Origin of the sequence: Marinobacter sp. S6332 (assembly GCF_023016045.1) — a bacterium.
Classification (GTDB): domain Bacteria; phylum Pseudomonadota; class Gammaproteobacteria; order Pseudomonadales; family Oleiphilaceae; genus Marinobacter.
Genome location: NZ_JALKAP010000006.1, coordinates 188882 through 201521, shown reverse-complemented (window position 1 = coordinate 201521; position 12640 = coordinate 188882). Strand labels below are relative to the sequence as shown.

Here is a 12640-nt window from a genome sequence, read left to right as displayed (position 1 = left end):
TGACATGTCCTCAGGTTTTGCGTTCGAGTAAAGTGACACTCCATTAAGTTGCTTGAAATTGAGCTGCCGCAAACCATAACGGAGAAGCCTCGAATGCCAGTTTCTGATTCCCCGCAAACTGCCAATACGTTCACCAACGATGCCCTTGGCAACGACGATGCGACCGCCCTCGCAGGGCGCATCCGCAACCGGGAGGTGTCCGTTACCGAGGTAACCCAGGCAGCCATTGACCGATTGCAAAAAGCCGAACCACTGGTTCACGGGGTTGCTGCAGAGCGCTATCAGCAGATGCTTGAGGCTGCGGCAAAGCTGGATAAAGAGAAAAGCCTAGCAGATGCACCATTTTTCACTGGTGTGCCTACTTTTATTAAGGACAACACGAATGTCGAGGGCATGCCAACACGTCAGGGTTCAGCCTCGGTGCCTGAGGGGCGCCCGGTAGATCACACGAGCCCTTTCGCACAACAGATGCTGGCTCAGGGCTTTTTGTGTCTTGGCAAATCCACCATGCCGGAGTTCGGGTTCAATGCTTCTACCGAGCCGGTTCATGACGCACCTACCCGCAACCCATGGAATCTGGCCTACTCCAGCGGCGCCTCTTCGGGCGGCGCGGCTGCATTGGTAGCGAGCGGAGCTGTTCCTATTGCCCATGCTAACGATGGTGGCGGTTCCATTCGAATTCCAGCGGCTGTCTGCGGACTGATAGGCCTGAAGCCAACTCGTGGCCGGCTTATTTTGAACGATGCCTCACATTCACTACCCGTCGATATTCTTAGTGACGGTGTGGTTTCCCGTTCAGTTAGGGATACCGCGAACTTTTTCTATCAAGCAGAGCGGTATTTACGCAACCCCAAGCTGCCAGCCATTGGCAGAGTGGAAGGCTCATCGGACAAACGGCTGAAAATTGGCCTGGTCATCGATTCCATCAACGGCCACAAGACCGATGACATGACGCGACGCACCGTAGAAGCGACTGCCCGCAAACTGGAAGCTCAGGGGCACGTTGTGGAGTCTGTTGATACTCCGGTGAATTCAAGCTTCCCTGATGATTTTGCCCTGTACTGGGGATTGCTGGCCTTCGGAATGAAGATGAACGGTCGCAAGATGATTCACCCGGATTTCGACAAGCGACGGGTAGACGGCCTCACTCAGGGCCTAGACAAAATGTTCAAGCGAGGCTTTTATCGGATGCCTGCGGTTCTATGGCGTTTGCGCCGTGCCAGATTCGAATACGCCAATGCCATAACAGACTTTGATGCGGTGCTGACACCAACATTGGGGCACACCACTCCTAAGCTGGGTCATCTCACCCCTAAAGTACCTTTCGATGTACTGTTTGATCGCCTTACCCGATACGCGAATTTTACACCGCTAGCCAATGTTACCGGCTCGCCCGCTCTGTCCATTCCCATGGCCATGACGCCCGACAATCTGCCAATTTCAGTACAGCTCATGGGCAAACACGGCGATGAGCGCACACTACTGGAACTGGCGTTTGCTCTAGAGTCTGAATACTCACCTTGGGCCGCACCGATGGGCTAGGCCTGAACGTTAGCTGTGGCTGCGTCCTCGCTGGACGCGGACCAAGCCACCACACAATTACGCCCGTTGGCTTTGGCCTGATACAAAGCTTCATCTGCTTTGCTGAAAAGCGCTTCAGTGGCGTCTGCGCTGGCAGGTAGCTCTGAACACACACCCACACTGATCGTAAGATGAAGTGTTTGCCCCGACAGCGGAAAAGCCATCTTTTCAACGGCTTTACGAATTCGCTCCGCAACGTCAACGGCGCCTTTATGTGGCGTGTTGGGCAGCAGTACAACAAACTCTTCACCACCATAACGTGCAGCCAGATCCTGAGGCCGCGTTACCAGCTGCCGCACACATTGAGCGACCATCTTCAGGCAATCATCTCCCACCAAGTGGCCATGGTTATCGTTAAATTGTTTGAAGTAATCAATGTCGAGTAACAAAAGTGAAAGGGGCTCTTGGTGCCGGTAGGCATGCACCACCGCAGACTGAAACTCTCTGTCAAAGTGACCGCGATTTTTAAGCTCTGTTAACGCGTCAGTTGAGCTCAACTCCAACAGTTGCGAGTTCAACCGCTCAAGATCGCGAGTACGCTCTTGCACTCTCTCTTCAAGCAACGCGTTGGCTTCTCGTTGTATTTCCAAAGTTTTCGCCTGAGCAACCCGAGCCTTGCGCTCCTCGCGCAAAAGCCCTTGTTGGGCCTCAAAAACTCGCTTCTTGTCTTTGTTTAGACGATCTGCCAGGGCAATGGACAGCAAGATAACACCAAGGGCAGAGCCAACCTGAGTAGCATTCTCCGTCAGCAGGTTGCTGGGCAGCAGCGTAAACTTGCTGAGCGCCAGTACAAGCCCGCCAGACAGCACGAACACCCAAGCCAGCGTGTAGTACCGGGCGGCCGGATCTTTTTTAACCCACCGGACAATACTCAGTAACAACAAGGTTGAGCAGCCGACAGAGGCCACTAATATTGTTGGTAGAATTAGGTATTTATAAGGTATCAAAAAGCCACTGACAGCCATCAACCCTGCGGCTATTACAATACCCTGCGTCCACGGGTTTAGCACAGGGTGGTTTTCTCGGGTAACGTTGATAAATTTGATCGTGAAGATTCCTCCGAACAGCACCACTAAGCTGAGAAAAACGATAATAGATTGGTCATTCCACCAGGTTGCTTCCGGCCAAAGATACTGAAACGCCACTCCGTGGAAGCTGGAGAGGAATAGCGGCATAGCAACCATGAACCCAACATAATGAAGGAAACTACGCTCCCCGACTGCTAGAAACACAAACAGGTTATACAGAATCATGACCAGAACAATGCCGTAATAAAGCCCTTCAAACATGCTCCGAGCCTGCTCTACTGAATAGAATGCATTTTGATTCCACAGCGTCAGTGGAACCTGCATAGAGCTGGTGGTTTTTACACGAAGGTAAATCGTAGTTTTCTCTTTGGGAGCAAGAGTGATGGGTACAACAAAATTGCGATGCAAAATTGGTCTGTCATAAAAGGGCTGTTTATCGCCCAAAATCAGCGGCTCTTCTAACTGTTGGCTCGGGTTGATATATACTTCGATGTGGTCGAGGACCGGATAACCTATCTCAAGAAACGTATTGGCTTCGCTGCCAGTGACATTCTCCAGCCCCATCCGAAACCAGTAAACGTGCTGACCATAGCCGAGATTGACGCTATCACTGCCATTACGAGTCCAGACATCGCTACCCAAACGAGTAATTTCGGAAATACCTGCGCGCCCTACTGCTGGCTCTTGCCAATAGTCGACGTAGCTGGCCAATTCCATGCGCGTAGAGTGTTTTCCCCACATGGCCTCCTGATCAGCAGAGAATGCCGACACGGACATAAACAGTAAAATGAATATGCACAACAGCCCAAAATGTTTTTGCAAAACCAGCTCCGATTTTACGCAGACCTATATGTAACTTAACGTTGTGCTAGAAGTATGACCTAAGGTTCAGGTTTTTACCTTCTGATCGTACTAATTGGCGCAAATCAACAAAAAAAGCTACAAACCGCACTCATAATGCGGTTGATCTACATCACTGCACTGATTGTGTGCGACGAAACATCTTACGAACAGCCTGCCCCACTCGCTCACCCAACACCAGCATCGCCGGTGTTAACAGCAGTGTCAGAATGGTGGCAAATGCCAGGCCTCCGGCGATAGCGCTGGAAAGCTGGGCCCACCATTGAGTTGATGGTGCGCCCAGCCCTAGAGAGGGAGTGAGCAGGTCCACGTTCACACTTAGCACCATTGGCATCAACCCAAGCACCGTGGTAACAGCGGTTAGTAATACGGGGCGCAAACGCAGGCAGCTGGTTTCAAGCGCTGCCTCATAGGCCTCCATACCGTCTTCCTTCATCTGATTGTAAGTATCGATAAGAATGATGTTGTTGTTCACAACAATACCCGCCAACGCGATAATGCCCATACCCACCATTACGATCCCAAAAGACTGGCCGTTCAGCAGTAACCCCAGAAGCACACCCGCCGTGGAGAGAACAATCGCCGAAAGAATGAGAAAGCTCTGATAGAGCGAGTTGAATTGGGTCACCAGAATAAGAAGCATCATGGCAATCGCGATCAAAAATGCACTGATCAAGAAATTAGAAGCCTGCTGCTGGTCTTCGTTTTCACCCGCAAACTTTACCGACACCCCCTCCGGAGTCTCAGGAAGTTTGGCTTGCAACCCTTTCAGCAAGCTATCTACCTGTTCGCCCGGCTGAATATCGGATTTGATGGTGATGGTTCGCTGACCATCTACCCGGGCAATGCTGCCGGTTTTATGTCCCGGTTGCAGATCGAGAAATTGCGATAGAGGCACCTGCCCCCGGGCTGTGTTAATCGTTTGACGCTGTAAATGATCCAACTCACGCCAGTTGTTGGGAACCCGCACGGCAATGTCTACCTCATCACGTACATCTTCCGGTCGGAACGTAGCTAAAACCAAACCGTTGGTAACCAAACGAACGGCGCTGCCAATGCTAAGCACATCGGTTCCGAAACGGGCAGCCGCTTCCCTATCCACTTCCAGTCGCCACTCAATGCCCGGCAAGCTTCGGTCATCTTCAATATCCACAAAGCCGCCTTGGGCGCGCATTTGATCTTCGATTTGATCCACATAACCGTTGAGTTTGGTGCTGTCCCGGCTGCTTATTTGAAGTTCTATCGGTTTACCGCCAGCCGGGCCGTTTTCCTGTTCGCGAAACTCCAACTCAATGCCCGGAATATCCTTCGTGCGCGCCAGAAAATCATCGAGAATGGCGCTTGCCGGGCGACGGGTAAACCAGTCGGTAAACTGGAACTGGAGCACACCAATCACATCCGGTGCCATTTGCGTGCTGGTGCTCAGCATGGAACGCGCATAAACCGCTTTCACCTCCGGCATGCCCTGCAAACGCCCCTCAACCTTACGCACAATGGCGTCCCGTTCTATCACAGAGAGGTCACCCCGGGCGCGAATCTGCACCTGAGCAGAATCTGGCTCTACGCTGGGGAAAAATTCGATGCCATGGTTGAATTTTCCGTAGGCGACGTACACCAACACAACCACGCCCAAAACGCCCACCAGTGTAAAGCCGGGATATGAGAGCAGTGTGGAAAGCACCTTGCGATAGCCCTGCATCACACGGCCATTTTCACTGACGGTGCGTGCACGGCGTCCGCCGCTTACGCCGCCTAGTACCGGTAAAAACACCAGAGCCATGGCGAGAGAAGCTATCAAGCAGATGATTACGGTGATGGGTAGGAATTTCATGAACTCGCCAACCACCCCAGGCCAAAACAGAAGCGGTACAAACACCGCAAGGGTGGTTGCGGTAGACGCAATTATCGGCCAAGCCATTCGGCTTGCGGCTTCCGCCCAAGCGCCTTTTACGGTATGCCCTTCAGACAGGTTCCGGTCTGCAAGTTCCGATACCACAATGGCTCCGTCCACCAGCATTCCGGCAACAAGAATAAGGCTGAAAAGTACCACTATGTTGAGGGTAAGACCCATGGTCCAGATAACCAGAATGCCGGTTAGGAAGGCGCCCGGAATGGTAAGCCCCACCAGCAAGGCAGAGCGTGGCCCCATGGTGGCAATAATTACGATGATAACCAACACTATGGCAGTCAATACGTTGTTGAGCAGATCGCTCAGCAGGTCGCGAACCTCATCGGATTGATCCATGATGTACCGTACATCCAAAGCCTCTGGCAGTTGCGGCTGCGCGCGGGCGATTAACTCCCGCACCTCAGCCACGGTTTCAATGATGTTAGCCCCGCTGCGTTTGGATACTTCCAGCACTACGGCTGGCTCACCATTAATACGTGCAAACCCGGTCGGGTCTTTGAAGGTACGCTGTAGCATGGCGACATCGCCGAAGGTGACCACGGTATCGCCATCAACTTTTATAGGCATGGACATAACGTCTTCAATATTCTCAATAACACCGGGTACTTTAAGCGTCATACGACCATTGCCGGTATCCAGTGACCCAGCTGCCACTAGCTGATTATTGCGGGTCACTAGGCTGCCGAGCTGGTCAAAATCTATGCCGTAGCCTTCCAATACCTGAGGATCCACAATAATTTCCAGCAGATCTTCCCGGTCGCCGCCGATCTCCACCTCCAGAACTTCAGGAATCGCTTCTATAGCATCCTGAAGCCCACGGGCAACCGTGATCAGCTCGCGTTCAGACAAAGGCCCGGACAAGCCAATGGAGAGCACCGGAAACAAAGAAACGTTGATTTCATTCACCCGTGGTTCGTCAGCTTCCCGAGGTAGCTTGCTGCGGGCGGTATCCACTTTTTCCCGAACGTCTTGCAAAGCGGTGTCCGGATCAAAGCCAGCATCGAATTCCAGCATCACAGAAGCATGTCCTTCAGATGCTGTACCACGCATTTCTTTTACGCCCTCAAGAGAGCGCAGCTCCTGTTCCATGGGGCGCACTAGCAACCGCTCCGCATCTTCCGGGCTTATACCTTCCAGTGTCATGGAGATATAAATCATGGGAATGGTAACGTCTGGGTTAGCCTCTCGCGGGATAGCCTGAAATGCAGCAATACCGCCAAGCGTTAGGAAAAACAGTGTCAGCAACGTGGTTCGGCTGCGGTCTATGGCCGCAAAAATAAGTGCGCGCATAGTGTCTAGCCCCGCTCTTCGGAGGCGTCTACAGCTTCTACTTGCTCGCCCTCACTAACAAAACCGGCACCCCGGGTAATCAGGCGAGTCTCGTCTGGCAAGCCTGTCACCCAGGCGCCTTCGGTAGACACACTGAGCAACCTCACGTTGCGGAAAACGACTCGGTTTTGCTCATCCACATACTTCACACCCGGACGACCATCGTCGCCAAGTGAGAGATACGCCGGAGAAATAAACGTGGCTTGCACATCAGCCAGGGCAACCCTAAGGTTAGCGCTACCGCCAGCGATACGTTTCCGCTCCGGGTTCTCCACGGCAATCTCAACCGCAAAACTCCGGGTTTCAGGATTTGCAGCACTCGCCACAAAGGTAACCACCCCATCTAGCGCCTCTCCATCCAGTGGTCGCACCCGCACGCTTTGGCCCGGTGCGACTTGTGCAACAGACTGCTGGGGCACCTGCCCTCTGGCCTTGAGACGATCTATGCGCACCAGTTCATACAAGGACGAACCCACCTGAACCAGACTGCCAGCGTCAACGTGTTTACGATTGATCACACCCTCAAAGGGTGCTGTGGGTCTAAGGTGGGAAACGGCGAGCTGCGCGCTTTTCAATTCCGCGCGCGCCGCCGCTAATTCGCTTTCAACATTAAGAATTTCCGACTGGGAAGCCAAGTTTCTAGAACCAAGCTTTTGCGCTGCTGACAAATCCGCTTCCAGCTTTTTAACCCGCGCCTGCCAACGCTGAACCCCAGCGCCCCGGCCATCTTCAGACAAGGTTAAAAGCACGTCTCCAGCGTTTACTGTATCGCCAAGTTCTGCAGCAATGGACTCCACCGTACCTGCAACCCGTGCGCTCAGGGTAACCGCACTCCAGGGTTCCAGTTGGCCCTGCAACAACAAGCCCGGCTCGTATAGCTGTGCATTGAGAGTGGTCACCTGAACCCGTGTTCGCTCCTGCTCTATAACCTCGGGTTCTGCAGGTGCTTCAGTACTGGCCTCTTTGAGTTCGCCGGTTGCCATCCAGATAATCAACGCGATCACAACGACCACGGACAGACCCAGCGAACTCCATTTTACTTTGCTCATTAAGTACCTACACAGCCTGAATTTGGTGAACAACAGCTCAGAAAGCGGCGTTGTTTGAAAAATAAAACGATTAAACGGTTGCAACCGGTTTAAATCGTGGGGTAGATTCTACACAGAATCATTGATCGAATTCAGAGCAGATTGTCCGTTTTATGAACCTTAACTCAGTAATTATCCTTGCAGTCCTAGTCCTCGTGGTAGTGATACCTTCCGGGGGATTTTGCGTGGATAATCGGGTGAGATAGCGACAAACCTGACACAAACACCAGAAACCCCCGGCACCGAAAGGTCCCGGGGGTTTCTTTTTTGCGAAAGAAAAAAATAGGGAACACGATAATGAACGGCGCACAGCACATTCTCGACGCATTCCATCGCCACAACATCCAAACGGTTTTCGGTTATCCCGGTGGCTGCATCATGCCGCTGTACGATGCGCTGGTGGACGATGTGCGTGTGGAGCATGTGCTCTGTCGCCACGAGCAAGGCTGCGCTCTGGCCGCCGATGGCTACGCCCGGGCCAGCGGCAAGCTGGGGGTTTGTATTACCACATCCGGCCCGGGTGCCACCAACCTGATTACCGGTGTTGCCAATGCGCACCGGGATTCTATCCCTATGTTGGTTATTACCGGTCAGGTTCCATCGGCGCTTATTGGCACCGATGCCTTTCAGGAAACCGATGTTTTGGGTATGACGCTTGGCATCGTAAAGCACAGTTATTTGATTGATAACGCAGCCGAGCTACCCGGAATTCTTGAAGAAGCCATGGACCTCGCACAAAGCGGTCGGCCAGGGCCGGTTTGGATCGATATTCCTAAAGACATATTACTCGAGGACGTAACCGCTGCACGGATGAATACACAGGCACAGCCAAATGCCACCTGCCCCGATCTCGAAAGCGCGATAGCTTTGTTGCGCGCCGCTCGTAAGCCGCTGCTTTATAGCGGTGGCGGGATTAGCTTGGCCCACGCAGAGGAAAGCTTTCGGGCGTTTACCGAGTGTTCCGAGATGCCCGCAGTAGTAACCCTTAAAGGTATAGGAAACTCCGGCAAACACAGTGCCCACAACCTCGGCATGTTGGGAATGCACGGTTCCCGCGCTGCCAACAGAGCGGTAGACGAATGCGACCTATTACTGGTTATTGGTGCGCGTTTGGATGACCGCGCTACCGGCAAGCTCGATGGCTTCGCACCCAATGCCCGAACAATTCACATCGATGCCGATGCAGCAGAATTCAATAAACTCCGAAGTGCTGACATTGCGCTTCGCGGGGATCTAAACACCATTCTAGGTGAACTGACCCGCGCTCTTAGGGAAACCCCTCTGGCAATCAACGATTGGCGCAAGCAGTGCCAAGCCTGGCGTACAACGGGTGGGTTTCAGGCAGCAGATAACGAAGAGCCCTTGGCGCCTATTACCGGCCCAGCTTTTATCAGCCAGCTTTCTCGCACCGCACCAGACGACACCATCATTGCCTGTGATGTTGGCCAGCACCAGATGTGGGTTGCCCAGCATTACCAGTTTGATCACCCACGGCACCACCTTACCAGTGGGGGCCTCGGAACTATGGGTTTTGGATTGCCAGCGGCTATAGGCGCACAGTTTGCCAATCGCGATAGCACGGTTATCAATGTTACCGGCGATGGCTCCTTCATGATGAACGCACAGGAGCTAGCCACTATTCGCCGATATAACCTGCCCGTTAAATTGATCATTATGGACAACCAATGTTTGGGCATGGTTCGTCAACAACAGGAGCTATTCTACAACAATCGGGAAAGCCAAATTAACCTCGATGACAACCCGGATTTTGTTGCCATGGCCCGGGCATTCGATATTCCCGCCCTGAAGATTGAGCGCACAGATCAGGTACGGCGAGGAATTGAAACCATACTGGCTTACAGCGGCCCTATGCTGCTGCACGTTGCTATTGCCCGCGAAGAAAACGTTTGGCCAATCGTTAAGCCGGGCGGAAGCAACAAAGAGATGATTGATGAAACTCGCCGCACTGCAGCGGACAAAAAGGAGATGACCGCATGAAGACCGAGAGCAGCCATAATGCAACAAGCTATACCATTACTTGCCGTATGAATCACGAAGCCGCAGCACTTGAGCGCTTGTGCCAAGTGGTTCGCATCAGGGGGTTTCGCATTGCGAAGATGGCGGTGGAGACCGCAGACGGGGCGCTGGATATCGCGCTAACCATTCAGGGCTCCCGCCCTGTGGCTATGCTTCAGTCTCAGCTTGAAAAGCTACACACCGTAGCGGAGGTTAAGCTTGCGGCGCCGGTGGTGGCTGCCGCAAGTCGAATTGCGTGATTCTGCGTAAGAAGGGCAAGCAAGCCGTTACTTGCCCTTCTTATAAAGCATCAGATCAGCTCGATAGCAACCGCTGTCGCCTCGCCGCCGCCAATACACAGAGAGGCAACGCCGCGCTTCAGGCCTTTCTGCTTTAGAGCGTTCATTAGCGTGACTAGGATTCGCGAGCCGGAGGAGCCGATGGGGTGCCCTAACGCACAGGCGCCGCCGTAGATGTTCACCTTGTCTGCATCCAGTTCCAGCTCGTTGATCGCCAATAGGGAAACAACGGCGAAGGCTTCATTGATCTCAAACAGATCTACATCTTCCTTGGTCCATCCTGCCTTTTTCAGAACTTTCTCAATGGCACCGATGGGGGCCAGTGTGAACTCAGCGGGCAGCTGGGCGTGAGTGGCGTGGGCGACAATTTTTGCCTGAGCAGTCAGGCCGCGTGCTTTTGCTTCCTCAGCCGAGGCGAGCAGCAGAGCCGAGGCACCATCGCTGATGGAGCTGGCGTTGGCTGCCGTTACGGTACCGTCTTTTTTGAACGCCGGTTTCAGGTTGGGGATTTTCTCGGGCCGAGCATTCCCGGGTTGTTCGTCCACGCTCACCTGAGTATCGTCACCACGGGCGGATACGGTCACAGGGCAGATTTCCGGCTCGAACCAGCCATTGTTGATGGCCGCATTGGCGCGCTCCAGAGAGCGAATGGCAAAATCATCCATTTGTTCGCGGGTAATTTTGTAGTCGTCTGCGCTCTTCTGGGCAAACACGCCCATCAGGCCGCCTTCGTAGGCATCTTCCAGTCCATCGAGGAACATGCTGTCCATTACCTGTCCATGGCCCATACGCATACCGCCACGTGCTTTTGGTAGCAGGTATGGTGCTTGACTCATGTTCTCCATGCCTCCAGCAATCATAATATTGTTGGTGCCAGCTTTAATCTGATCATGGGCCATGATCACTGCTTGCATACCGGAACCGCACATTTTGTTCACAGTGGTGCAACCAGAGCTGTCCGGAATACCTGCGCCACGGGAAGCCTGACGAGCAGGGGCCTGACCCAATCCGGCAGGCAAAACGCAACCCATGATCACTTCTTGAACATCCACAGGCTGCAGTCCGCTGCGCTCAATGGCAGCTTTGATGGCTGTGGCGCCTAACTCGGGAGAGCGCACAGAACTCAGGGATCCCATCATTCCGCCCATAGGCGTTCGGGCGGAGCCTGCTATTACTACATCGTTTTCTTTCATGGAGACTGTCCTCAGGTTTGGGAGCGCGGGCAGGTGCGGGTGGCCCTTCAGAAACACGCTGTAAATACATCCCTGTACGCTCGACAAAAGCCATCCATGGCTTTTGACGGTTTCTGAAGAGCCACCCGCACCTGCCCGTTCAACGTTTATATCTGTTCGCAGGATTTAAAAGATTAGCGACCTAGAACCGATCGGGCGATAATCTCCTTCATCACTTCCGAGGCGCCGCCGTATATGCGCTGCACACGTGCATCCATAAAGGCACGGGAAATGGGGTATTCGGTGGTGTAGCCATAGCCGCCAAACAACTGTAAGCAGCCATCTGCAACACGGCACTGCATTTCGGTGGCGCTGTATTTGGCCATGGAGGCGGTGGGTGCATCCAGCTCACCGGCTTCGTACTGGCTGATGCATTGGGCTACAAACGCCTTGTTAACCTGATAATCGGTTTCCATGCGGGCGATTTCAAAACGGGTGTTCTGCAGTTGGGCCAGTTTTTGCCCGAACAACTCCCGCTCTTGGGCGTATGCAATGGTTAGATCTAGCGCTCCTCTGGCCGCAGCTACGCCAAGCGCACCTATAACCAACCGCTCCCGCGGCAGTTCCTGCATCAGATAAACAAACCCCTTACCCTCTTCGCCAATAAGCGCCGATGCTGGCACACGCATATCGGAGAAGAATAGCTCAGAGGTATCGCCACTGTGCTGGCCTATCTTGTCGAGATTCCGCCCTTTGCTGTATCCGGGCAGACTGGTGTCCACCAGAAACAGGCTGATACCTTTGGCACCGGCTGCAGGGTCGGTTTTCGCAGCAACAATCACCATGTCCGCATGCTGGCCATTGGTGATGAAGGTTTTCGATCCGTTCAGAATATAGTCGTCGCCATCGCGCACTGCACTCGTGCGCATGGCTTGCAAATCACTTCCGGCACCCGGCTCGGTCATGGCAATGGCGCCCACCACCTCTCCCGACACCATTTTTGGCAGCCATTGTTGCTTTTGTGCTTCATTCCCCAAATGGCTGATGTAGGGAGCAACGATATCCGAATGCACCATTACGTTGGTGGAGAGCGCACCAAACCCCATGCGTGCCAGCTCTTCGCCAACAACCACAGAGTACTGGAAAGGCGCGCCACAGCCGCCGCAATCCTCGGGAATGTCGACGCACAGCATGCCTGCATCGCCAAGAGTGGTCCAAAGGTCACGGGGTACAAGGCCGGTCTTTTCCCAAGCCTCGTAATGGGGCGCAACTTCTGTTTCCAAAGCCTTGATGACAGATGAACGGAACAGAGCCAGTTCTTCTTGATCTACCGTGTTTGTCATTGCGCTCTCCTTTA

General features: G+C 53.5%; 8 protein-coding genes. 3 read left to right on the top strand and 5 right to left on the bottom strand.

Annotation, left to right across the window (positions count from 1 at the left end; genetic code table 11):
- The first annotated feature begins 93 nt into the window (after nucleotides 1-93).
- On the top strand, nucleotides 94-1542 hold the full coding sequence (locus tag MWU62_RS10935) for an amidase (protein WP_247114869.1): 1449 nt from the start codon (nucleotides 94-96) through the stop codon (nucleotides 1540-1542).
- Here the strand turns inward: MWU62_RS10935 and MWU62_RS10930 are convergent.
- The 3 genes from MWU62_RS10930 to MWU62_RS10920 form a co-directional block, all read right to left on the bottom strand.
- Nucleotides 1539-3431, bottom strand: a complete 1893-nt coding sequence (locus MWU62_RS10930; RefSeq protein ID WP_247114868.1) for a diguanylate cyclase — start codon at nucleotides 3429-3431, stop codon at nucleotides 1539-1541. The genes MWU62_RS10935 and MWU62_RS10930 overlap by 4 nt on opposite strands.
- A 151-nt stretch (nucleotides 3432-3582) precedes the next feature.
- Nucleotides 3583-6669, bottom strand: a complete 3087-nt coding sequence (locus tag MWU62_RS10925; RefSeq protein WP_247114867.1) for an efflux RND transporter permease subunit — start codon at nucleotides 6667-6669, stop codon at nucleotides 3583-3585.
- A 5-nt stretch (nucleotides 6670-6674) separates the two neighbouring features.
- The gene (locus tag MWU62_RS10920) at nucleotides 6675-7757 is read right to left on the bottom strand and encodes an efflux RND transporter periplasmic adaptor subunit (protein WP_247114866.1); all 1083 of its coding nucleotides are present in this window, start codon (nucleotides 7755-7757) and stop codon (nucleotides 6675-6677) included.
- A gap of 336 nt (nucleotides 7758-8093) precedes the next feature.
- On the opposite strand from MWU62_RS10920, the gene ilvG reads away from it, so the two are divergent.
- Nucleotides 8094-9794: an acetolactate synthase 2 catalytic subunit gene (ilvG, locus tag MWU62_RS10915; RefSeq protein ID WP_247114864.1), complete on the top strand. Its 1701-nt coding sequence runs from the start codon at nucleotides 8094-8096 to the stop codon at nucleotides 9792-9794.
- Nucleotides 9791-10072: an ACT domain-containing protein gene (locus tag MWU62_RS10910; protein WP_247114863.1), complete on the top strand. Its 282-nt coding sequence runs from the start codon at nucleotides 9791-9793 to the stop codon at nucleotides 10070-10072. Before ilvG ends, MWU62_RS10910 begins: the two co-directional genes overlap by 4 nt.
- A gap of 50 nt (nucleotides 10073-10122) precedes the next feature.
- Here the strand turns inward: MWU62_RS10910 and MWU62_RS10905 are convergent, their stop codons facing one another.
- Both MWU62_RS10905 and MWU62_RS10900 read right to left on the bottom strand, forming a co-directional pair.
- Nucleotides 10123-11304 (bottom strand): thiolase family protein, encoded by a 1182-nt coding sequence (locus MWU62_RS10905; RefSeq protein WP_247114862.1) that lies wholly within the window; start codon nucleotides 11302-11304, stop codon nucleotides 10123-10125.
- A gap of 173 nt (nucleotides 11305-11477) precedes the next feature.
- On the bottom strand, nucleotides 11478-12626 hold the full coding sequence (locus tag MWU62_RS10900; protein WP_247114861.1) for an acyl-CoA dehydrogenase family protein: 1149 nt from the start codon (nucleotides 12624-12626) through the stop codon (nucleotides 11478-11480).
- Between the last annotated feature and the right edge of the window lie 14 nt (nucleotides 12627-12640).